At 71.8% G+C, this 22774-nt stretch carries 19 protein-coding genes; 12 read left to right on the plus strand and 7 right to left on the minus strand.

From position 1 onward, the window contains the following. Together H9624_RS01820 and H9624_RS01825 are read right to left on the minus strand one after the other, a co-directional pair. Nucleotides 1–693 carry a DUF8548 family protein gene (locus H9624_RS01820; protein ID WP_251838201.1) on the minus strand — a complete coding sequence of 231 codons (693 nt, stop codon included), beginning with the start codon at nucleotides 691–693 and terminating at the stop codon, nucleotides 1–3. A 101-nt stretch (nucleotides 694–794) separates the two neighbouring features. Next, a complete protein-coding gene (locus H9624_RS01825; protein WP_251838202.1) occupies nucleotides 795–1979 on the minus strand; it encodes a winged helix DNA-binding domain-containing protein in 1185 nt (394 codons plus the stop codon). A gap of 105 nt (nucleotides 1980–2084) precedes the next feature. Between H9624_RS01825 and H9624_RS01830 the strand changes: the two genes are divergently transcribed. Beyond that, nucleotides 2085–2522 (plus strand): nitroreductase family deazaflavin-dependent oxidoreductase, encoded by a 438-nt coding sequence (locus H9624_RS01830; protein ID WP_251838203.1) that lies wholly within the window; start codon nucleotides 2085–2087, stop codon nucleotides 2520–2522. Next, nucleotides 2522–2935, plus strand: coding sequence for a DoxX family protein (locus H9624_RS01835; RefSeq protein WP_251838204.1), 414 nt, complete (start codon nucleotides 2522–2524; stop codon nucleotides 2933–2935). Before H9624_RS01830 ends, H9624_RS01835 begins: the two co-directional genes overlap by 1 nt. 89 nt (nucleotides 2936–3024) lie before the next feature. Here the strand turns inward: H9624_RS01835 and H9624_RS01840 are convergent, their stop codons facing one another. Beyond that, entirely contained in the window at nucleotides 3025–4215 is a 1191-nt protein-coding gene (locus tag H9624_RS01840) for an MFS transporter (RefSeq protein ID WP_251838205.1), read from the minus strand. Nucleotides 4216–4376: 161 nt separating this feature from the next. Here H9624_RS01840 and H9624_RS01845 point away from each other — a divergent pair, with 161 nt between their 5' ends. The 5 genes from H9624_RS01845 (at nucleotide 4377) to H9624_RS01865 (ending at nucleotide 9613) form a co-directional block, all read left to right on the plus strand. Next, nucleotides 4377–5417 (plus strand): substrate-binding domain-containing protein, encoded by a 1041-nt coding sequence (locus tag H9624_RS01845; protein ID WP_251838206.1) that lies wholly within the window; start codon nucleotides 4377–4379, stop codon nucleotides 5415–5417. 30 nt (nucleotides 5418–5447) lie between these two features. Next, nucleotides 5448–6458, plus strand: a complete 1011-nt coding sequence (locus H9624_RS01850) for an ABC transporter permease (RefSeq protein ID WP_251838207.1) — start codon at nucleotides 5448–5450, stop codon at nucleotides 6456–6458. Then, entirely contained in the window at nucleotides 6455–7246 is a 792-nt protein-coding gene (locus H9624_RS01855; RefSeq protein ID WP_251838208.1) for an ATP-binding cassette domain-containing protein, read from the plus strand. Before H9624_RS01850 ends, H9624_RS01855 begins: the two co-directional genes overlap by 4 nt. Continuing rightward, nucleotides 7243–7887, plus strand: coding sequence for a nucleoside/nucleotide kinase family protein (locus tag H9624_RS01860; protein WP_251838209.1), 645 nt, complete (start codon nucleotides 7243–7245; stop codon nucleotides 7885–7887). The genes H9624_RS01855 and H9624_RS01860 overlap by 4 nt, the downstream gene beginning before the upstream one ends. Before the next feature lie 85 nt (nucleotides 7888–7972). Next, on the plus strand, nucleotides 7973–9613 hold the full coding sequence (locus H9624_RS01865; RefSeq protein WP_251838210.1) for an SLC13 family permease: 1641 nt from the start codon (nucleotides 7973–7975) through the stop codon (nucleotides 9611–9613). 57 nt (nucleotides 9614–9670) lie between these two features. Here H9624_RS01865 and H9624_RS01870 read toward each other — a convergent pair whose 3' ends face one another. Together H9624_RS01870 and H9624_RS01875 are read right to left on the minus strand one after the other, a co-directional pair. Next, complete coding sequence (locus H9624_RS01870) at nucleotides 9671–12448, minus strand: hypothetical protein (protein ID WP_251838211.1); 2778 nt, start codon at nucleotides 12446–12448, stop codon at nucleotides 9671–9673. 391 nt (nucleotides 12449–12839) lie between these two features. After that, nucleotides 12840–13901, minus strand: a complete 1062-nt coding sequence (locus tag H9624_RS01875) for a LacI family DNA-binding transcriptional regulator (protein ID WP_251838212.1) — start codon at nucleotides 13899–13901, stop codon at nucleotides 12840–12842. Nucleotides 13902–14096: 195 nt separating this feature from the next. On the opposite strand from H9624_RS01875, the gene H9624_RS01880 reads away from it, so the two are divergent. Genes H9624_RS01880 through gtfA form a run of 5 tightly spaced genes read left to right on the plus strand, consistent with a single transcriptional unit; the run spans nucleotide 14097 to nucleotide 19767 of the window. After that, nucleotides 14097–15437 carry an ABC transporter substrate-binding protein gene (locus H9624_RS01880; RefSeq protein ID WP_251838213.1) on the plus strand — a complete coding sequence of 447 codons (1341 nt, stop codon included), beginning with the start codon at nucleotides 14097–14099 and terminating at the stop codon, nucleotides 15435–15437. A gap of 4 nt (nucleotides 15438–15441) precedes the next feature. Further along, a complete protein-coding gene (locus H9624_RS01885) occupies nucleotides 15442–16404 on the plus strand; it encodes a carbohydrate ABC transporter permease (protein ID WP_251838214.1) in 963 nt (320 codons plus the stop codon). Continuing rightward, on the plus strand, nucleotides 16401–17225 hold the full coding sequence (locus H9624_RS01890) for a carbohydrate ABC transporter permease (RefSeq protein ID WP_251838215.1): 825 nt from the start codon (nucleotides 16401–16403) through the stop codon (nucleotides 17223–17225). Before H9624_RS01885 ends, H9624_RS01890 begins: the two co-directional genes overlap by 4 nt. Further along, the gene (locus H9624_RS01895; RefSeq protein ID WP_251838216.1) at nucleotides 17222–18187 is read left to right on the plus strand and encodes an alpha/beta hydrolase fold domain-containing protein; all 966 of its coding nucleotides are present in this window, start codon (nucleotides 17222–17224) and stop codon (nucleotides 18185–18187) included. Before H9624_RS01890 ends, H9624_RS01895 begins: the two co-directional genes overlap by 4 nt. A 32-nt stretch (nucleotides 18188–18219) precedes the next feature. After that, on the plus strand, nucleotides 18220–19767 hold the full coding sequence (gtfA, locus tag H9624_RS01900; RefSeq protein WP_251838217.1) for a sucrose phosphorylase: 1548 nt from the start codon (nucleotides 18220–18222) through the stop codon (nucleotides 19765–19767). A 59-nt stretch (nucleotides 19768–19826) separates the two neighbouring features. On the opposite strand, the gene H9624_RS01905 is transcribed toward gtfA, so the two are convergent. After that, nucleotides 19827–21623, minus strand: a complete 1797-nt coding sequence (locus H9624_RS01905) for a glycoside hydrolase family 2 protein (protein WP_251838218.1) — start codon at nucleotides 21621–21623, stop codon at nucleotides 19827–19829. Then, nucleotides 21620–22768 carry a LacI family DNA-binding transcriptional regulator gene (locus tag H9624_RS01910; protein WP_251838219.1) on the minus strand — a complete coding sequence of 383 codons (1149 nt, stop codon included), beginning with the start codon at nucleotides 22766–22768 and terminating at the stop codon, nucleotides 21620–21622. The genes H9624_RS01905 and H9624_RS01910 overlap by 4 nt, the downstream gene beginning before the upstream one ends. Nucleotides 22769–22774: the final 6 nt, after the last annotated feature.

Consider the following 22774-nt stretch of genomic DNA (forward strand, 5'->3'; position numbering starts at 1 on the left):
CTACGGAGCCGCGGCGTACTCCACCGGCCGGCCCGACTCCAAGCGCCAGATGGCATGGTCGAGACGGATGGAGCTCACCCCGAGGGCGTCGGCCGCGGCCGTGACGAGCTCGCGTGCCTGCTTGGAGCCGACTGCGCCGCCGACGGCACGCGTCACGTAGCGAACCACCATGCGGTCGGCCTTGACCCCGGGCACCCCGCACAGCATGAGGAAGTATCCCCAGGCCAGTCCGGAGCTCTGCCCTGGAAGGGCCAGCCACTCCCTCTTGACAGCAGATGTCTCCTGGGCGCCAGGGTCGGTGAGGCCGACTCTTACTGCGTCCACGCTGCTGAGGTCGTGCTCGTCGAGGATCTGGGCGACGCGCTGCACGACCTCGGCCTTCAGGGGCGCGCCCGGCTTCGTGGAGGTGCGCCACTTGTTCGTCCGCTCGACCAGTCCATCAACACCCCAGCGCCCGACGGCATCGACGAGGTCGGCGGCGCTGTCGGTATTCGGGTCGGCTCCCTCTTCGCGACGAGCCGCGCGGTACCGGTTGACGGCGTTGACGACTCCTGAGTAATGCGTACCGATGGAGAAGACGGAGTCGATGACGGCCAGCGCCACACTGTCGTAGCCCGTGGGCGCGATCCACACCTCCTGATCGCTGCCGAGCTCCTTGCGGATCTGCTCGACCAACTGGTCGCCGTCGCTCATCACTGAACCTCTCGTTGGGAAATTTCGAGCGTATCGGTGCTGCTAGACACGCCGGCGGACTTTGACGGGAGGACGTCGGAGCCCACTCGGCCATGGCCGCGTCACGGCAGGCGGGCCTGCTTCATGAGCTGGGACGAGTAGACGTTGCTGATCCGTACGCCGTCGAGCCAGGCGGTCAGCCGCGCGGCCTCGGCGTCGAGGGCGGATCGTGCGACGGCGCTGACGTCACGGTGCAGGACCACCTTGACGGTGTCGTCGTCGTCCTGGACCCAGGCGCCGACGATGCGGCCGTCCCACCACGCGGTGTTGCCGGCGTTGCCGTTGGTGTCGAAGAGGTAGGGGGTGTCGGCGGGGTCGAGGTAGAAGCCGCGGCCCTTCCAACCCATGGTCGTGGGGTCGAGGGTGGGTAGGAGCGCGGCCCACGGCTCGGGTGCGGGCACTGGCTCCTCGTCCTCGGGCAGCACCCAGCCGACCTGTCCGCCGTCGAGGCTCACCTGCACGGCGTCGACGGCAGCGAGGGCGGCGCGCGCCGCTGCCTTCGTCGAGCCAAGCCACCACTGCACGTCCTCGACCGATCCGGGGCCGAACGTCATGAGCCAGCGGCGGACGATCTCGGCGTAGCCGTCGTCCGCGGGCACGGGAGTGGGTCGCTCGCCGAGCCAGGACTCCATCAGCGTCCAGGTGGGCCGGCCGATGCGCCAGTGGCCGGCGTTGGGACCGCGGACGATGCGGCCCTCGGCACCGAGCATGGTGAGCACGCGTGGCCCGATCTGGAAGGTGCCGCCGTACTTCTTGTCGAGGTTGGTCGTGAACTGCCCCGTGAGCTCCGGTACCTGCTCGCGCAGAGTGCGCGCGGACAGCGGGCCGTTCGTGGCGAGGTGGGCGAGGACGGCGCTCGCGGCCGCGTCGAGCCAGGCGGCGCCGTCGTCGGCCACGGCGTACTTCTCGACGTCGCGGGCGATGACACGGCGCTGCTCGGCGGCAACGCGGGCGGAGGCACTGCCGAGCGCCGCGGGAAGGAGGTCGCGCGGGAAGACGAACAGTGTGCGACGCATCGCGAGCTGCTTGACGAGGCTGCGGTCCTCGTACATCGCGCGGTCGACGTCTGCGGGCGTGACGCCCTCGGTGCGGGCATGGACGGCGAGGTGGACGGTCGACGGCTCGGTGGCGTGCAGGACGGTCATCGCCCGGGTGGCGGCGACGGGGTCCGACAGGCGGTGGGCCGGGTGCAGGGCGTGGCGGATCGCGAGCCGGCTACGGCGTTCGGTGTCGTCGATGTGGCGCATCGGGGACCACTATGCAGGGTGGCTATGACATCGGGCCGGAGCGCTCCGCTGAGCGACACGGGAACGCACCCTGCGACTCTCGCGACCCTCGTGTAGACAGGTCTCATGCCACTTGACGGTGAGTACGCCCCCAGCCCCAGCGACCGCGCCCGCAAGCAGGCCGAGCTGTATGAGAAGTCCAACGGCCAGGAGGGCAACACCCTCGGCGGGCGGCCCGTCGTCATCCTCACCAGCGTCGGCGCCAAGTCCGGCAAGCTGCGCAAGACGCCGTTGATGCGCGTCGAGCACGAGGGCCGTTACGCCGCCGTCGCCTCGTTGGGCGGCGCTCCCAAGCACCCCGTCTGGTACTTCAACGTGGTGGCCAACCCGCACGTCGAGCTGCAGGACGGCGCGGAGAGGTGGGACATGCAGGCGCGGGAGGTCACCGGCGCGGAGAAGGAGGAGTGGTGGGCCCGTTGCGTCGAGGCCTTCCCGCCCTACGCCGAGTACCAGCAGCGGACGGACCGCGAGATCCCGGTCTTCGTCCTCGAGCGGATGTCCTGATGTCCACGCTGCGCACCGTCGCCCGCCTCGCGCTGGGCGTCGCCATGATCGGCGCCGGCGTCGGGCACCTCACTGTCCAGCGCGAGGAGTTCCAGGCGCAGGTCCCCAACTGGTTCCCGCTCGACAAGGACTTCACCGTCCTTGCCTCCGGCGTCGTCGAGATCGCGCTCGGCTCCGCCTTCATCGCCCTGCCCAAGCACAAGCGGGTGGTCGGGGCGGTGCTCGCGCTGTTCTACGTCGTCATCTTCCCGGGCAACATCGCCCAGTACCTCGAGGCCAAGGACGGCTTCGGCCTCGACACCGACGAGAAGCGGCTCGGCCGCCTCTTCTTCCAGCCGGTGCTCATCCTCTGGGCGCTCTACGGGGGCGGTCACCTGCGTCGTCGGAAGCGGAGCGAGCTCACCGACTCCTGACGGGCTGCCCTCCGGCGCGAGGGGGAGACGTGTGCGCGAGACGTTAACCCGATCCGCCTCGTGGATCGGCTTAACGTCTCCGAACACGGTCACCTGCTGCGACGCCCGCCCCGCGGCAAGCCCGCCGCCACCGCGCCCGCGACAGCGATGATCGCCACCGCTGCCACTGCCGTCCCGCCCCACGCACCCACCTCCCACGCCTGGCCCAGCAGCACCCCGCCCACCGAGGAACCGGCGTAGTACGCCAGCGTGTCGGTCCCCGAGCCGTCGGAGGGCCGCGGGCTCAGCCGCGCCGACGCCGCGGACGCCACCGCGTGCACCATGAAGAAGCCCGCCGCCACCACCGCCAGCCCCAGCCACACGAGCACGAGCGAGTTCGGCACGGTGAGCGCCACCCCGGCCGCGCACGCCGCCAGCCCGGTCAGCGCCGTGGTGCGCAGGCCCGCGCGCCGCTCCAGGCGTCCGGCGAGTGACGACGTCGCCGTGCCCGCGAGGTAGCTGAGGTAGAACATCGAGCCCAGCCCCGTGCCGAGGAGGAAGGGCGGCGCATGGGTGCGGTAGCCGATGACGTTGTAGACGCCCACGAACATCGCCATCCCGAGCCCGCCGAGCAGGTAGACGCGGATCCGGGCGACACGGGCGCCGTCGTCGTCGGTGCGCGGTTGGTGGCCCGCGCGGGTGGGAGCGCGTGAGGAGCGGGGGAGGAGCAGCGCCGCGGCCGCCGTGAGGCCAGCTCCGGCGAGTGCGACGACGAGCATCGCGGCGCGCCACGTCGTCACGTCCGCGACGACGCCGCCGAGCACCCGCCCGCCCATCCCGCCGACCGTCGTGCCCGCGACGTAGAGGCCCGCCACCCGCGTCACCCACCCCGACGCGACGTTCTCCGCCACCCACGCCAGCGCGGCCGCCGGGACCGCGGCCATGGCGGCGCCCTGGACAGCGCGGGCGAGGAGCATGAGGGCGAAGGTCGGCGCGAGTGCCGCCACCACCCCGGCGACGACGGCGCCCGCCAGTCCCAGCACCATCGTCCGTCCCCGGCCCACGCGTTCGGACAGGCGTGCCAGCGGCAGGACGGCGACGGCGATCCCGAGGGTGGAGGCCGACACGAGCAGGCTCGCCCGCGTCGCCCCCACGCCGAGCTCGGCCGAGACGAGCGGGAGCAGCGGCTGGACGACGTAGACCATCGCGAAGGCGGCGACGCCCGTGGCGCCGAGCGCGAGCAGCGCCCGGCGGTACTGCGGGTCCTGCGGGCGCAGGCCCGCGGCGGGCGGGGCGGGCATCTGGTCACTGTAGGACTCGGGCCCGCCGGTCGCGCCGTGGCGCCGGAAAGGTCTCGCGCCGGTGACGAAGCAGTCCAGGTCCTTGCCACGCGCGTGCGGCGCTGGTTCACTCACGACATGTGGCTGTGACGCACGCCACACTGGACGCGAGGGGGCGTGCCGTGAAGACCGATCGACCGACACCAGGACGGGGAGCCCGGCGCGCACTGGCGCTGGCCGCGACGACGCTGCTGCTCGGGGCCGCTGCCTGCGGCTCCGACGCCGAGCCGGACGGTGGCGACACCAGCAGCGGCGGCGGTGCCGAGGGCGTGAGCATCGGCCTCATCACCAAGACCGAGACGAACCCGTTCTTCGTCACCATGCGTGAGGTCGCCGCGGAGTACGCCGACGAGCAGGGCGTGGAGCTCACCGCCCTGGCCGGCGCTTTCGACGGCGACAACGAGGGCCAGGTCCAGGCGATGGAGGATCTCATCGCCAGGGGAGTCGACGGGATCATGATCACCCCGAACAACTCCACCGGTGTGCTCGGCGCGATCGAGCAGGCCCGCGCCCAGGGGATCGTCGTCATTGCGCTCGACACGGCGACCGACCCGGAGGACGCCGTCGACGCGACCTTCGCGACTGACAACCTCGAGGCGGGCCGTCTCCAGGGCGCCTACGTCCGGGCAGCGCTCGGGGACGAGGAGCCAGCGCTCATCATGCTCGACGGCACGGCCGGCGGCACCGTCGACACGTTCCGGCACGACGGCTTCCTCGACGGCTTCGGCATCGAGGAGGGCGACGCCGCGATCCTCGGCATGGAGAACACCCAGGGCGACCAGAACAACGCTCAGACCGCGATGGAGAACCTCCTCCAGCGCAACCCCGACGTCAACGCCGTCTACACGATCAACGAGCCCGCCGCCCGCGGCGCCTACGCGGCCCTCGAGGCGCAGGGCCTCACGGACCAGGTGGTCATCGGGTCCATCGACGGAGGCTGCCAGGGCGTGCAGGACGTTGCCGACGGGCGGTACGCGGCGACGGTCATGCAGTTCCCCGCCGAGATGGTCCGCCAGGGAATGGACGCGATCGTCGAGGCTGCGGGCGGCGGCGAGCCGCCGTCGGGGTTCGTCGACACCGGCAGCATCGTCATCACCGACGACCCCGTCGAGGGCATCGACTCCGAGACGACCGAGTGGGGCCTGGAGAACTGCTGGGGCTGAGCCGACCGGTCGACGCAGGGACGGAGAGCCATGTCAGCGACGAGTGAGTCCGGCGCAGGGGCGCCACCGGCAGCCGTCGTCCGGCGCGAGCGGCTGGGACGCGCGCTGCGCAACCCGGTCATCGGCCCGCTGGGCGCGCTCGTCATCGCGATCGTCGTCTTCACCCTGACGACAGACACCTTCGCCACCGTCGGCAACGCCTCCCTCATCCTCCAGCAGTCCATCGTCATCGGGACTCTCGCCCTGGGGCAGACGCTCATCATCCTCACCGCCGGTATTGACCTCGCCAACGGCGCGATCGCGGTGCTCGGCACGATCGTCATGGCCAAGCACGTGGTCAACGGCGGGGACCCGTTGCTCGCGCTCGTGCTCGGCCTCGCGATCACCATGCTCCTCGGCACCGTCAGCGGTCTGCTCGTCACGCGCCTCGGGCTGCCGCCGTTCATCGTCACCCTCGGGATCCTCACCGTGACCTACGCCCTCGCGCGCCTCTACGCCGAGTCGCGCAGCTACCCCGTGGCGGACCGGCTGCTGCGGATCTGGGGGGAGGGGACGACCGTCGCGGGCGTGCGCATCACCTGGGGCACCTTCCTCCTGCTCGGCCTGTTCGCGCTCTTCTGGTTCATGCTCGGCCGCACCGCGTGGGGACGGCACGTCTATGCGGTCGGCAACGCTCCCGAGGCGGCCCGGCTCACCGGGATCAACACGCGGCGCACCGTCCTGTCGGTCTACGTCGCCGCCGGGGCGCTCTACGGCATCGCGGCGTGGCAGGCGCTCGGCCGCATCCCCAACGCCGACCCGAACGCCTACCAGACCGGCAACCTCGACAGCATCACCGCCGTCGTCATCGGAGGCACGAGCCTGTTCGGCGGCCGGGGCAGCGTCATCGGTACGCTCATCGGGACGCTCGTCGTCGGGGTCCTGCGCTCCGGACTCACCCAGGCCGGGATCGACAACCTCTACCAGGACGTCGCCACCGGCGTCCTCGTCATCGTCGCCGTCTCCCTGGACCAGATCTCCCGCCGGAGGGCCGCCCGATGAACGTCGACGACCGCGCCCCGGTCCTCGAGGCGCGCGCCCTGAGCAAGTCCTACGGGCACGTGCGTGCCATGTCCGAGGCTGACTTCGAGCTCCGTGCCGGGGAGGTGCTCGCCGTCGTCGGGGACAACGGCGCGGGGAAGTCGACGCTCATCAAGGCCCTGTCCGGCGCGGTCGTCCCGGACTCGGGTGAGATCCGGATGAACGGTGAGCCGGTGACCTTCCGTTCCCCTCTCGAGGCGCGGCAGCGGGGGATCGAGACGGTCTACCAGGACCTCGCGGTCGCGCCCGCGCTCGACATCGCCTCCAACCTCTTCCTCGGGCGTGAGATCCGCCGGTCGGGGATCGCCGGCAGGCTCTTTCGGGTCCTCGACGGCGGTGCGATGCGGACCGAGGCGAAGCGGCAGCTCGACGCGCTCGGCGTGCGGATACCGGACGTCCGTCAACCCGTGGAGACGCTGTCCGGCGGTCAGCGTCAGAGCGTGGCGGTGGCTCGCGCCGCCGCCTTCGGCACCCGGCTCGTCATCATGGACGAGCCGACCGCCGCGCTCGGCGTGCGGGAGTCCGGGATGGTCCTCGACCTCATCCGGCGCATCCGCGACCGTGGACTGCCCGTCGTCCTCATCTCCCACAACATGCCCCAGGTGTTCGAGATCGCCGACCGGATCCACATCCACCGGCTCGGTCGTCGCGCCGCCGTGGTGCGGCCGGGGGAGAGCTCGATGAGGGAGGTCGTGGAGATCATGACGGGTGCGACCGAGGCGGCCGCGGGCACGGGCGGCCCGGCGTGACTGGGGCCTCCGCCCCTCGCCCGGAGGTTCTCACCGCCGAGCTGCTCGAGCGGGTCCGGGCGCTCGTCGACCGGGGCGGACGGCGCATCCTCGGGATCACCGGGGCGCCGGGTGCCGGCAAGTCGACCCTGGCCCACGCCGTCGTCGACGCGCTCGGTGACAAGGCGTGCCTCGTGGGGATGGACGGGTTCCACCTCGCCGAGGCCGAGCTCGTGCGCCTGGACCGCCGAGCGAGGAAAGGGGCACCCGACACCTTCGACGCGCTCGGCTACGTCGCCCTGCTGCGCCGGCTGCGAGCCGCCGACGAGCGGACGGTCTACGCGCCGGTCTTCGACCGATCCCTCGAGGAGCCGATCGCCTGCGCCGTCCCGGTGCCGCGGGAGGTGCCGCTCGTCGTCACCGAGGGCAACTACCTCCTCGTCGCGGACGGTGACTGGGCCGAGGTGGGACCGCTGCTCGACGAGAGCTGGTACGTCGAGCCGCCTGAGGACGTGCGCATCGCCCGGCTCATCGCCCGGCACGAGGCCTACGGTCGTTCGCCGGAGGAGGCCCGCGAACGTTCGCTCGGCTCCGACCAGCGCAACTCCGAGGTCATCGCCGCGACGCGCGGGCGTGCTGACGTCGTCGTCGAGCTCCGCTGAGACGCGCAGGACCAGCCGCTGCCGCGCCGGTGTCGGTGGGAGCAACTAGCGTGTGGCGCAGCACACACTGACAAGGGGGCCAGACATGACCCAGCGACCCGTTCCGGGCGACCACCTGCGCGACTACTCACCGCGCCCACGCGGCGGCGACGACGAGGGCGGCCGCTCGCCGGGTGAGCGCGCCGAGCCGCTCAGGCGCACCACCTGGCGCAACCGGCTCCTCGGCCTGGCGGCCGGGCTCGGCGGTGGCCTCCTCGTCTTCCTCCTGCTCCCCGACGACCTCGCCGTCTCCGCCCGGGTCACCGCCGCCACCGCCGTCCTCATGGGCCTGTGGTGGATGACCGAGGCGATCCCGATCCCGGCGACTGCGCTCGTCCCGCTCGTCGTCTTCCCCATCTTCAACGAGACGACGGCGGAGGACGGGACCACCAGTCCGGTCACCGTCGACCAGGTGGGCGCCTCCTACGGCAACAACATCATCTTCCTCTTCATGGGTGGCTTCCTCCTCGCCCTGGCGATGCAGCGGTGGAACCTGCACCGGCGTATCGCCCTGGTCACCGTGCGGGCGATGGGGACGAGCCCGTCGATGGTTGTGGCCGGCTTCATGGTCGCGACCGCGTTCCTGTCCATGTGGGTGTCCAACACGGCGACCGCCGTCATGATGCTGCCGATCGGCGTCTCGGTGCTGCTGCTCGTGGCCAACCTCAAGGACGCCCCGACCGGCGCGCCGGGTGCTGCCGGTGGGACGGACCTGCAGTCCGAGGAGGTCAAGGAGCACGTCGTCGAGTCGACCTTCGGGACGGCGCTCATGCTCGGTATCGCCTACGCCGCCTCGATCGGCTCGCTCTCCACCATCATCGGCACGCCGCCCAACACGCTGCTGGTCGGCTACCTCGCGGACAACCACGACATCCAGATCGGCTTCGGGCAGTGGATGCTGGTCGGGCTGCCGCTCGCGGTCGTCTTCCTCGCGATCTGCTGGTTCGTCCTCACCAAGGTGCTCTTCAAGCCGGAGATCACCGAGATCCCCGGCGGCCGCGACCTCATGAACGAGGAGCTGGCCAAGCTCGGGCCGATGTCCAGCGGTGAGAAGCGGGTCCTCGCGCTGTTCGTCCTGGCGGCAGTGTCGTGGGTGGCGATCCCGCTCATCTTCGACGAGCCCTTCATCTCCGACGCCGGCATCGCGATGGTCGTCGGGCTGCTCCTGTTCCTGTGCCCCTCCGGCAGCGGCCGCGGCGTGCGCCTCCTCGACTGGGAGAGCGCGGTCAAGCTGCCCTGGGGCGTGCTGCTCCTCTTCGGCGGCGGTCTGGCGCTGTCCTCGCAGTTCGGCTCGAGCGGGCTGACCGCCTGGATCGGTGAGCAGGCGGAGGCCCTGGGGGGTGCGCCGGTCATCCTCGTGGTGGTCGTGCTTGTCACGCTCGTCATCTTCCTCACCGAGCTCACCTCGAACACGGCGACGGCGGCGACCTTCCTGCCCGTGGTGGGCGGCCTGGCGATCGGCATCGACATGCCGGTCCTGCTCGCCACGATCCCGGTCGCCATCGCCGCGACCTGCGCGTTCATGCTGCCGGTCGCCACCCCGCCCAACGCGATCGCCTACGGCTCGGGCTACGTGACCATCCCGCAGATGATGAAGGGTGGCATCTGGCTCAACCTCATCGGCATCGTCCTCATCACGGTCACCGCGATGACCCTCGCCGTGTGGGTGTTCGGGATCGTGTACTGAGACGCAGGAGGCCCCGGCCCTGTCGCGACAGGGCCGGGGCCTTCGTGCCGGACCGGCTCAGCGGGTGCTGCGCCGGCGGACGCCGAGAGTGACGGCGCCACCGGTGAGGAGCAGGAGAAGCGCGGCCAGGACCGGCGCGGCCGGCACGCCGGTCGTCGGGAGGCGGCCGCCGGGGCCGGCGGGCGCCTCGTCCTCCTCGCCGGAGTCCGGAGCGGGGCTCTCGCCGCCCGTACTGCCGTCGGTCGGCTCCTCGGTGGGCACCTCGCCGTCGTCGTCGCCCGGGCGCACCTGGGCGAGCAGCCACTGGAGCGTGGTGCTGTCCTCGTACGTCGGTGCCGAGGCGAGGTGGTAGTCGGGCAGCGAGAACGCCTCGTCGCCGTACTCGGTCCACAGCGCCAGCTCGGCGATGCGCTCCTCGCTGAGACCGCGGTCGCGGTAGGCCGCGACGAGGGCCTCGTACGCCCCCTCGGCGTTCTCGACCGGCAGCAGGTGGTCGCTCGTGCCGTGCGTGATCCACATCGGCACCTCGGCCGCGGCGATGAGGGCGTACTCGTCCTCGTCCGCCGCGAACCCGCCGGTGAGCAGCCCGCCCGCGAAGAGCTCGGGCCGCGTGGAGAACATCTCCCACATGAGCTGGGAGCCGTAGGACACCGACGTCGCGTACACCCGGCGCTCGTCGACCGAGAAGCGTGCGGTGAAGTCCTCGAGCAGCTGGAGCACCTGCGCTGCCTCGAGCTCCTTGCCCACGCGCGCGTTCTGCGGGGCGAGGACGATGACGTCCTCGTCGGTGCCGGTCCACTCCTCCTGGAACCACGCCGTCGCCGGCATGTCCGCGACGAGCTGGACCCGCTCGTTCTGCCCGTCGAAGCCCATCCCGTGCCCGGAGAGGGCGACGACGAGCGGGTACTCCCGCGCCGGGTCGTAGTCGTCGGGCAGGCGGTAGTCGTAACGGACGGTGAGGTCGTCACCCTCCACGCCGTCGACGTCGGACTCGAACGTCGCGTGGACGAACTGGTCGACCTCGCGGTCGATCGCGGGCTCCGTCAGCGGCCACGCCGTGCCGGCGTCGCCGCGGGAGATGACGGCGCCGCTCGGGGCGCGCACGTCGCCCTCCTGGACCACCTCGGTGGGCTGGTCCGGGTTGATCCTCACCGAGCACAGGAAGGTCGGGCACAGGGAGACCATGACGGTCCAGCCGCCGTTCGGGTCGTCCTCGAGGTCGAGGACGACGTACCGGCCGGCGGCCTCGGGCCGGTCGTCGTCGAGGAGCCGGGCCGGGTCGTCGGTCGTGTAGACGTCGGCGACGTCCCGCTCGACGAGGTTCTCCAGCTCCTCCAGGCCCGTGAAGCGGAAGTTGTACGACGTGTCCCGGACGGTGAAGTCCGCGGGGCTCAGCCCGGTGGGGTCGACGACGTCGGCGTACTCGAGCACGACGCCGGTCACCTGCTGCCCGAAGGAGGACACCTCGGTGACCGGGGTGATGCTCTCGATCCGGTTGGGGGAGCGGTCCTGCGCGAGTACCCACTGGAGGATCGAGCTGTCGCTGTAGGTCGGGCCGGTGGCCGCGTGGTAGTCGGGGTAGGTGAACGCGTCGTCGCCGTACTCGGTGAAGCGCACCAGCTCGGCGGCGTCGCTCGCCCGCGCGTCCGTGTACGCCGCACGGAGCAGCTCCGCGGAGGTCTGGCCGAAGGTCGGGGGCAGGACCGGGTCGCTGGTGGCGTGGGTGATCCACACGGGCGTCTGCGCGGTGGCGATGGACGCGGCCTGCTCCTCGCTCACCGGGAAGCCGGAGACGATGAGCGCCGCGTCGAAGAGCTCGGGCTGGTCGGCCATGAGGTTCCACGCGATGGTCGAGCCCCACGAGAACGTCGTGACGTAGGTGCGGTCCTCGTCGACGCTGTACTCGTCGGTGAACTGCTCGAGGAGCGCGCGGACCGAGGTCCACTCCACCTCGTCGTCGCCGCGGACATTCTGCGGCGCCAGGACGATGACGTCCTCCTCGCTGCCGGTCCATCCGGGCTGCGCCCAGGAGGTGGCCATGATGTCGACGGCGACGTTGACCCCGAGGTTCTCCCCGTCGAAGCCGGAGCCCCAGCCGTGGAGGACGACGACGAACGGGTAGGAGCGTGCCGGGTCGTAGTCGGCCGGCAGGCGGTAGGAGTACGGCAGGTCCGCCCCGGGGAAGGGCATGACGTCGGAACGGAACTCGTCGGCGACGAGGTCGAGCGGCTCCTCGGTCATCGGCAGCGCGTCGTCGGACCCCGCGGCGAGCAGCGGCGCGGGCGCGCCGCCGGCCGCGTAGCCGTGGACGTCCCCGAGCTGGACGAGCTGGGTGGGCAGCGACTCCCGCAGCTTTTCCGAGCACAGGAAGCCCTCGCACATGGAGCGGACGACCGTGTTGCCGCCGCGATCGGTGGGGTCGAGCTCGACGACGACGTAGGCCCCGCGGGTCGACGACCCGTCGGCCCGGAGGGCGGGCTCGTCGCTCGTGTAGACGGCGGTGACGGTGCGCGGCTCGAGCGCGTCGAGGTGGGCGGGGTCGTGGGCACGGAAGTTGTACGGGCTGTCCAGGACCGAGAAGTCGTCCGTCGAGAGGTCCGTGGGGTCGACGTCGGCGCCGTACTCGACGGCGACGGCGACGACCTTCTGCCCGAAGGTGAGGACCTGGGTGATGGGCGTGATGCTGACGATGCCCTCGTCCGGGGGCGGGGCGGTGGCGGCCGCTGCCGGGCCGGCAGCGGCGAGTCCGCCGAGGGCCAGGACCAGCGGCACGGCGAGCGCGCGGAGCAAGCGCCGGGCGCGGCGACGGGGTGGGTGGGGTGTCGTTGTCGGCATGGGTCTCCTTCGACCGGCTCGGATGAGCGCGTGCTAAAACGATGTAGCAGGAGGCTACGGGTGGGCTCCTCCAAGGTCAACGGCGTCCGCGCCGTGGACGTGGCTGGTGCCAGGTGAGCCGCCGCCGACTGCGCCGAGGACTCGGCCGACGCGCCCGCGTCCCCGCCGACAGTCGACTTGTTCCAGCGGCCGCACCGACGACGTCAGCTGTCGGGGGGAGGGCGCTTAGTGCCAAGGTCGAGTGTCGCCCGCGTCCTCCCGCCGATAATCGGCTTGTTCCAGCGGCCGTACCGACGACGTCAGCTGTCGGGGGAGGGCGCTCAGAACAGGTCTGCTGTCGGCGGTGGGTGGGGGCGTTGGGAACTAGTCTGCTGTCGGCGGGAGCCGGGGGCTAGGTGGTGGGGCGGGGGGCGAGGGAGCCGCGGGTGCGCAGGGGCATGTCGACGGTGTGGACGCCTCGTGAGAGCGGGTGGCGCTCGCTGTCCTGCAGGGCCGCGACGAGCATGTCGACCGCCATGCTGCCCAGCGTGCGGTGCGGGATCGCGAAGGTCGTGAGGGCGGGCCGGAGCCAGCCGGCGAGGGGGGCGTCGTCGAAGGAGATGATCGAGGCGTCCTCGGGGACCCGCAGACCCGCCTCCTGCAGGGCCTGGTAGGCACCGAAGGCGAGCCGGTCGTTGAAGCAGATGAGGGCCTCGGGCACGGTGCCGTGCTCGAGCAGGTCGTGGACCGCCTCCCAGCCGTGGGCGGGGTTCCATGAGCGGTAGGGGTACCCGGAGGCCGGCGTGACACCTGCCTCGGCGAGCACCTCGAGCATCCCGGTGAGGCGGAGGTGGCCGGCCTCCGAGGCCGCCGGCGCGTCCGCGAGCCCGGGCCCGGCACCGATGAGGTGGATGTCGCGGTGCCCTGCCGTGAGCAGCTGCTCCGCCGCCGCGCGGCCTGCCGCGTGCTCGTCCGGGATGATCGAGGTGAGCTGCCTGCCCTCCGGCGGCAGCGCGTTGAGCAGGACCGTCGGGAGGGTGTCCAGCTCCTCGGGCAGGGCGTCGCGCTGCCGGGTGAACATCGAGGCGAGGATGAGGCCGTCGACGCGGTGGTCGAGCATGGCCTCGACGGCTTGCCGCTCCTGCGCGGCACCGCCGCCGGTCTCGCTCATGAAGAGCATGAAGCCGCTGTCGCGCGCGGCGGCCAGGGCGCCGCGGATCATGCCGCCGGCGAGCTGGGAGGAGGCGACCGTGTCCGACACGAAGCCGATGGTGTTCGTCGACCCCTTGCGCAGCCCCACCGAGATCGTGTTCCGGCGGTAGCCCAGCGTCTCGGCGGCTGCGCGTACCCGCTCGTGAACGGCGTCGGAGATCCGTAGCTCGCGCCCGCGGCCGCTGAGGACGAGGGAGGCGGTCGACGACGACACGCCCGCGTGCCGTGCGACGTCCGCCAGCGTGACGCGCTTGCTCGTCATGGTCCTCCTCTCGGCGCCTCACGGTAACGGTTCGGTGACTGCACGGGGGCCACCTTGACACACGTCACACCGAATGGTCATATGTGGCTGCTAACTCGATTTAGCCAGCACGTCCCCCGCGTGCTTTGCCCCTCTGAAAGGGAGATAACGGTGTCTCACACCCCCTCATCCTCACGGCGCTGGTCGCGCTCCACCGTGACCGCGCTCGGCCTCACCGGCGTGCTCGCCCTGGCCGCGTGCTCGGCCCCGGGCGCGAGCCCGGACGACGAGCCCACCGCCTCCGCCGGCGCGACGGACACCGCCACGGACTCGGGCGAGGCGCCCGGCTGCGGCACCGACGCCGTCGTCGTCGACGCCTACGTCGAGACGGGGTTCCCGCTCTTCCGCGAGCTGGCGGACGAGTTCACGGCGCAGTTCCCCCACGTCACCTTCGACATTCGTGAGGACCAGTTCGCGGTCCTCACGCAGAACGCCCCCCGCGTCCTGGCGGACGACCCGCCGGACCTCATGCGCCTGCCGCAGATGAGCGAGCTCGCCTCCGACGGACTTCTCCTCAACCTCGACTCCTACGCCGAGGCCTACGGCTGGGACGAGTGGCCCTCCTCCCAGCTCGAGCAGATGCGGGTGGACGACGAGGGTCGTCGCGGCTCCGGCCCGCTCTACGCCATGGGCATGAACTTCTCGATGACCGGCGTCTTCTACAACAAGGCGCTCGCCGAGGAGATCGGGATGACCGAGCCCCCGGCCACCCTCGAGGAGCTCGACGGCTACATGCAGGCGGCCGTCGACGCGGGGATCGTCCCGAGCGCCCAGTTCAACGGTGGCGCCACCGGCGGCCTCGCGTTCCCGCTCCAGATGCTCATGGCCTCCTACGGCGAGCCCTCCGAGGTCAACGCCTGGGTCTACCAGCAGGAGGGCGCGACCATCGACACGCCCACCAACCTCCAGGCCGTCGAGCACCTCGAGCGCTGGATCGACGCCGGCTACTTCGCCGACGACATCAACTCCCTCGACTACTCCCAGTCGATGTCGCGCTTCCTCGAGGGCGACAACCTCTTCTTCTTCAACGGCGACTGGGAGTCGGGCACCTTCGACTCGCAGATCCCCGGCGAGATCGGCTTCTTCCTCATGCCCCCCGTCGAGGAGGGCGGGTCCGTCGGTGCGATGTCCGCTCCGCTGACCTACGGCATCGGCGCCGGCGCCGAGAACGCCGACTGCGCGGCAGACTTCCTCAACTGGATCGCGACCGACGAGGCCGCCCGCACGATCGCCGTCGAGGTCGGTGGGTCCCACCCGATGGGCCCGGTCGACGCGTTCATGCCCGAGATCGACGAGAACTCGGTGACCGCCCAGACCCTCGCCGCCGGCGTCACCATCGGTGAGGACAACGGCTCGATGGACTTCATCGCCAACGCCACCGGCGGCATCTACGCCAAGGGCTGGACGCCGAACCTCCAGAAGCTCGTTGCCGGCCAGATCGAGGCCGCCGACCTGCTGCCGGTCGTCCAGGCGGAGTACGAGAACGAGATCGGCTGACCCGATGTCCGACCTGACCATCTCCCGGCTCACGCCGGAGGCGGACGCGCGGTCGGAGCTCCCGCCCGCGCGTCCGGGTCGGCGAGGGGGATGGGCGCGCCGCCGTCGCTCGGCGGCGGCGCTCGCCCTCGTCCTGCCGGCCGCCTTCTTCTACGTCGTCTTCGTCCTGCGCCCCATTCTCTTCACCGTCCAGTACTCGCTGTACGAGTGGAACGGCGTCACCGAGGCGACGTGGGTGGGCACGGAGAACTACGCCCGCCTCCTCTCCGACCCGGAGATGTTCGGGCCGATCCTCAACGCCCTCCAGCTGATCATCTACTTCAGCTTCGTCCCCGTCAGCCTCGGGCTCGTCGCCGCCGCGATCATCCGCAAGTTCGCCACCAGCCGCCTCGCGGTCATCGGGCGCACCGTGCTGTTCCTGCCGCAGGTCATCCCGCTCGTCGCGGCGGGCATCATGTGGACCTGGATCATGGCGACCGACGGGGTCCTCAACCAGTTCCTGCGCCTCGTCGGACTCGGCTCGGTCACCCGCGCCTGGCTCGGGGACTTCGACACCGCACTGCCCGGCGTCGGCGTCATCGGCGCCTGGGTGTCGCTCGGCCTGTGCCTCGTCCTCCTCCTCGCCGGCATGTCGAAGATCGACCCGGCGCTCTACGAGGCCGCCCGGCTCGACGGTGCCGGACCGATCCGCGAGTTCTGGTCGGTCACCCTGCCGAGCCTGCGCCAGGAACTGGCCGTGTGCCTCACCGTCACGGTGATCTCGGCCCTCGCCAGCTTCGACATCATCTACATCTCCACCCAGGGCGGCCCCGGCAACAGCACCCTCGTGCCGGGCCTGGAGATCTACCACCTCGCGTTCTTCCAGCGTGAGGTCGGCCAGGCCTCCGCCCTCGCCGTCGCCCTCATGGTGCTCGTCCTCATCGTCGTCATCCCGCTTCAGCGGCTCATCCGAGGCAGGGAGCAGTGAAGACCTCCGCAAGCGAGCTCTGGCTCGGCCGGCTCGTCCTGGTGATCCTCATGGTGATCACCCTCGTCCCCTTCGTCACGCTCTTCGTCACGGCCCTCCACCCGACCGGGACCTACCCGGCCGGCCTGTCGTGGCCCGAGGAGCCGCAGTGGGGCAACTTCCTCAGCGCCTTCCAGGCCGCGAACATGCAGAAGCTGCTCCTCTCGAGCGTCCTCATCGAGCTCGGGGTCGTGCCGCTCGCGCTGCTCATCAGCACACTCGCCGGCTTCGCCCTCGGCCACCTGCGCCCGCCGGGCAGCCGGTGGATCTTCCTCGTGTTCATCCTCGGCCTCACGCTGCCCTTCGAGGGCATCATCGTGCCGCTCTACTACCAGATGCGTGACGTCGGGCTGCTCAACACCCGGTGGGCCATCATCCTGCCGCTGCTGGGCCTGTTCATGCCCTTCGCCGTCATGTGGATGCGCGCGCACTTCGTCAACATGCCCGAGGACATCTCCGAGGCGGCCCGCATCGACGGCGCCAACAACCTCCAGCTGTTCAGCCGGATCCACATCCCGCTGTCCATGCCGGCGCTCTCCTCGCTGGCGATCCTCATGTTCCTGTGGACGTGGAACCAGTTCCTCCTGGCCGTGGTCCTCGTCGACGACCCAACCAAGCGGACGATGGCGGGCGCGCTCGGCGCCTTCCAGGGGCAGTGGGGCACCGACATCCCGCTCCTGTGCGCCGGCTCGCTGCTCATCCTCACGCCCACGCTGCTCGTCTTCCTCATCTTCCAGCGGCACTTCGTCGCCGCCCTCCTCCAGGGGGCGGTGAAGGGATGAGCACGATGACACCCCCGCCGCTCGACCCGGCGATCGCGCTCGCGCTCGCGGCCGACCCGGACGCCGTCGTCGGGATGACGGCCGAGGACATCCCGGTGCTCCGCGCCCGGGCCGTCCCTGTCCCCGAGCACGAGGTCACCCGGTACGGCACCTTCGAGCGCACGGACCTGCGCTTCCGCTCGGCCGCGGACGGCGCGCCGGTCCCGGTGGTCCTCCTGCGGCCCGTCCAGACGAGCGGGCCGCTGCCCGTCCTCTTCCACATCCACGGCGGGGGACTGGTCCTCGGCGGACCGCTCGACGACCTGCCCGCCGCGCTCGACCTCGCGGCCCGCACGGGCTGCGCCGTCGCCACCGTCGACTACCGCCTCGCCCCCGAGCACCCCTACCCGACGCCGCTGCTCGACTGCTACGGCGCGCTCGTGGGCCTGCACGAGGCAGCACGGGAGTGGAACCTCGACCCCACCCGGATGATCGTCAGCGGCGTGAGCGCCGGGGGTGGCCTGGCCGCCGCCGTCGCCCTGTGGGCGCGGGACCACGACGGCCCGGACCTGCTCGGCCAGCTGCTCGTGTGCCCGATGCTCGACGACCGCAACACCTCCTTCTCCGCGCAGCAGATGCGCGGCGTCGGCACCTGGGACCTCACCGCGAACACGACGGCGTGGCGGGCCTACCTCGGCGACGCCGCCGGTGGCCCCGGGGTCCCCGCCCACGCGGCAGCCGGCCGCGCGGAGGACCTGCGCGGGCTGCCGCCCGCCTACGTCGACGTCGCCTCCGTGGAGACCTTCCGCGACGAGTGCGTGGCCTACGCCAACCGCATCTGGCAGTGCGGCGGCGTCGCCGAGCTGCACGTGTGGCCCGGCGGCAACCACGCCTTCGACTTCCTCGCCCCGTGGGCACCGCTCTCGCAGGACGCCCGCGCCGCACGCCTCGCGTGGCTGCGCCGCCTCCTGCTCGACGCGTGACCCGCCTTTCCCACCTGACCGAAAGACCTCCTGTGACCCTCTCCAACGGCCCGCAGCTCATCACCTACGCCGACAGGCTCGGCGGCGACCTCCGCGGGCTCGACCAGCTGCTCGACGGTCCGCTCGCCGGTGCCTTCTCCGGCGTCCACGTCCTGCCGTACTACCGCCCCTTCGACGGCGTCGACGCCGGCTTCGACCCCGAGGACCACACCGTCGTCGACCCGCGCCTCGGCACCTGGGAGGACGTCCGTGCGCTGAGCGAGCGCGGCGTCGTCATGAGCGACGTCATCGTCAACCACGTCTCGAGCCGCTCGGACCAGTTCCGGGACGTCGTCGAGAAGGGGGACGCGTCCCCGTGGGCGCCGATGTTCCTCACCCTCTCCTCCGTCTTCCCCGACGGCGTGAGCGAGGCCGACCTCGCCCGCATCTACCGGCCGCGGCCGGGCCTGCCGTTCACGACGATGACCCTGGGCGGGGAGCCCCGCCTCGTGTGGACGACCTTCACCCCCGAGCAGGTCGACATCGACCTGCGCACCGACGAGGCGTGGGACTACCTGGTCTCGGTCATCGACGCGCTCACCGGTGCCGGCGTGACGATGCTCCGTCTCGACGCCGTCGGGTACAGCGGCAAGGAGGCGGGCACGGACTGCTTCATGACCGCCTCGACGCAGGCGTACGTCGACCGGATCCTCGAGCTCGCCCACGCGCGGGGTGCCTCGGTGCTCCTCGAGATCCACGGGCACTACCTCCAGCAGGTGGAGATCGCGCGGACCGTCGACTACGTCTACGACTTCGCGCTGCCGCCGCTCGTCCTCCACGCCCTCCACGCGCGCGACCTCGCGCCGCTGGCCCGCTGGATGGAGGTGCGCCCGACCAACGCGGTGACGGTCCTCGACACCCACGACGGCATCGGGATCGTCGACGTCGGACCGAACGACCTGCGCCCGGGGGAGCCGGGCCTGCTCGAGGCCGAGCAGATCGACGCGCTCGTCGAGTCGATCCACGACGCGAGCGGCGGGGCCAGCCGCCTGGCCACCGGCGCCGCGGCGTCGAACCTCGACCTCTACCAGGTGAACTGCACCTTCTACGACGCGCTCGGGCGCGACGACCGGCGCTACCTCCTGGCGCGACTCGTCCAGCTCATGGTCCCCGGCATCCCGCAGGTCTACTACGTGGGGCTGCTGGCCGGGGAGAACGACGTGGACCTCTTCACGCGCACCGGCGTCGGGCGGGACATCAACCGCACGTACTACACCGCCGACGACGTCGCGGAGCACCTCGACCGGGCGGTCGTCGCCGCGCAGCTCGAGGCGCTGCGGCTGCGCGCGTCCCACCCGGCCTTCGAGGGCGAGTTCACCTCCGAGCTCGACGGCACGCGCGGGGTGCTCGCGTGGACGACGCCCGAGTCGCGGGTCCAGCTCGGCTTCGACGTCGACGACGCCTCCTTCGTCCTGGCGGTGCGTGGGCCCGAGGGCTGGCGGACGGTCGTCTCCGACGGCGACCTCTCGCCGATGGCCGAGGCGGCACGGCGCGCCGCGGCAGAGCTGGCCGATCGAGCCCTCCCTGGCGCCGAGCGCTGAGTTGTTACGCGAGGAACAACTCAGCGCTCGGCGCAAGTAAGAGGGGGGGAGGTGGTGGGCTACTTACCGGTGATGATGCTCCTCAACGTCTCGACGGGGAGCTTCGGGCGGCGGTTCTCGTCGAGGAGGCCGTTCGTCTCCTGGCCGGTGTCGGTGAGCTGGGTGTAGCAGAAGCCGGCGAGGGCGCTGTCCCGGACGGCATCGAGGAGGTCGCGCAGGCGGGCCTCGAAGTCACCGGCGTCGGCCGCCGTCGAGTAGCCCCAGTCGCCCTCGTGGCGCGCGGCGAAGCTCACCCCGCCGAACTCGGTGAGCATGACGGGCTGGTCCCGCACGTCCTCGCGCAGCTGCAGGCGCCGCCCCGCCGGGCCGATCCCCGCGAGCAGCTCGCGCACCGCCTCGGGCGTGCCGTAGCGTGCGCGGATCTCGGTGCCGGTGGGGGAGTAGTCGTGGATCGAGAGGATGTCGGAGTCGGTGTGCTCCCAGCCGTCGTTGGACACGACCGGCCGCGTCGGGTCCAGGGCACGGGTGAGGTTGGCGAGCCCGATCGCGTAGTGGCGTTGCGCGGGGTCGTGCGCGCCGTGCTGCACGCCCCAGCTCTCGTTGAGCGGAACCCACGTGACGATGCACGGGTGGGACACGTCCCGCCGCACGAGCTCGACCCACTCCGTGGTCAGCGCCTGCACCGAGCGCGGGGAGAACGCGTAGGCGTTGGCGGTCTCGCCCCACATCGTGAGACCGAGCCGGTCGGCCCAGTAGAGGAAGCGCGGGTCCTCGGCCTTCTGGTGCACGCGCACCGAGTTGAAGCCGAGCGCCCTGATGAGCTCGACCTCCTCGCGCAGCGCGTCGGCGCTCGGCGAGGCGAGGTGCGTCTGGGGCCAGTAGCCCTGCTCGAGCACCGAACGCAGGTAGTACGGGCGGTCGTTGAGGAGGAAGGTGCCGTGGGCGACCGCGACGGAACGCAGCCCCAGGTAGGAGCCGACGACGTCGGAACGGCCCGTGCCGCCGTCGTCGTCCGTCTCGACGGTGAGGGTCGCGTCGAGGAGCGTGGGCCGCTCCGGTGACCACAGCAGATCCTCGTAGGCCTGGCCGTTGGCCTGACGGGCGAGGTGGACGCGCAGCTCGACGTCCTGGTCCAGCGCGCGTACCCGCTGCTCGGCGAGGAGCTCACCCTCGTGGGACACCTGAACCGTCACCCAGGTGTCCGCCTCGGGACGCTGCGCCAGGCGCACGGTCGCGGCGACGCTCGCGCCCGGCACATCGGGCAGCCAGGCGAGCCCGGCCACGTGCTGGGCCGGCACGGCCTCGAGCCACACCGGCTGCCAGATCCCGGTGGTGCGGTGGTACCAGATGACGTGCGGCTCGCGCTGCCAGTCCTGCTTGCCGCGCGGCTGGGCGGCGTCGTGCGGGTCGTCGACGGCCTGGACCACCAGCTCGAGCGGCCCGTCCGCCGCGCGCACCACCGAGGTGACGTCGAAGCCGAAGGGCGTCTGCCCACCGGTGTGCTCGCCCACGTACGTCCCGCCGAGCCACACCCGCGCGCGGTAGTCGACCGCACCGAAGCGCAGGACGAGCCGGTCACCCTGGTCGTCCAGGCCGGCCGCGGTGAGGTCCTCGGGCGAGAGCCGCCGCCGGTACCAGACTTCCCCGAGGTAGCCGGTCTCGCCCACCCCGGAGGCCGGGGACTCCGGCGGGAACGGCACGGTGATCTGCCGGTCGAACTCCACCTCGGCGGGGGTGTCGGCCCGCGCGACGGCGAAGTCCCAGCTGCCGCACAGATCCGCCCAGCGGCTGCGCTGGAGCTGGGGTCGCGGGTAGGAGCCGTCCTGGTGGCTGGGACGAGACGCGGGCGTGGTCATGGCTGCTCCTCTGGGTCGGGCGCCGGGCGGGATCCGGCTGTCGGCGGTAACAAGTCAGCTGTCGGCGAGGGGGTGGGGCCGTCGGCGGGGTGGGATCCGGCTGTCGGCGGTAGCAAGTCAGCTGTCGGCGAGGGGGTGGGGCCGGCGGTGGTCTCGCGGACGGCGAGGCGGTGGGGCACGGTCACGGTCTGCGGGGGGAGGCCGGCGGCGGCGCCCCCGCGCAGGAGCAGGTCGATCGCCGCCGTGGCGAGGGCCTGCTTGTCCGGCGCGATGGTGGTGAGGGACGGCGTCGTGTACGTCGCCTCCTCGATGTCGTCGACACCGACGACGGCGACGTCCCGCGGCACCCGCAGCCCGCGCACCGCCAGGGTGCGCAGGGCGCCGAGGGCGAGGGCGTCGTTGAAGCAGAAGACGGCGTCGGGCGGCTCGGGCAGCTCGAGGAGCCGGGCCATGGCGGCCGCGCCGTCGGGGCGGTGGAACTGCTCGACGGTGGCGACCAGCCGCTCGTCGTAGGTCACGCCCGCGGCCCTGAGGGCGTCGCGGTACCCCTCCAGGCGCAGCACCGCCGTCTCGTTCGGACCGCTGTCCTGGGCGCCGATCGCCGCCACCCGGCGCCGCCCCAGGGACAGCAGGTGCGCGGTCGCGTCCGCGGCGGCGGCGCAGTTGTCGACGGTCACGTGGTCGAGGACGGCGTCGCCCACGTGCTCCCCGAGCAGGACGAGCGGGGAGCGGTCCACGCGCTCGCGCAGCGCCGGGGCGTCCAGGGCGAGCGGGGACAGGACGAGGCCGTCGAGCACGGGCAGGTCGCGGCCCTCGAGCAGCGCGCGCTCGGCCTCCTCGTCGCCCTCGGTCTGGGAGAGCAGCACCATGCGCCCGCGTGCCTTGGCGGCTCGCACGAGCTCGGCGGCGAGCTCGGCGAAGTACGGCTGGGTGAGCTCGGGCAGGGCGACGGCGATGAGCCCGCTGGACCCGCGGCGCAGGTGCCGCGCGGCGAGGTTGGGCCGGTAGTCCAGCGCCGCCAGCGCCTCCTCGACCCGTTCGCGCGTGGCGGTGGTGACCGACCCGGTGCCGTTGACGACGTTGGAGACGGTCTTGATCGAGACCCCCGCCCGGGAGGCCACCTCGCGCAACCCGATCCGAGCCATCGCCCC

It is taken from the genome of Oceanitalea stevensii, assembly GCF_014837105.1.
In the GTDB taxonomy this organism is placed as follows: Bacteria; Actinomycetota; Actinomycetes; order Actinomycetales; family Actinomycetaceae; genus Oceanitalea; species Oceanitalea stevensii.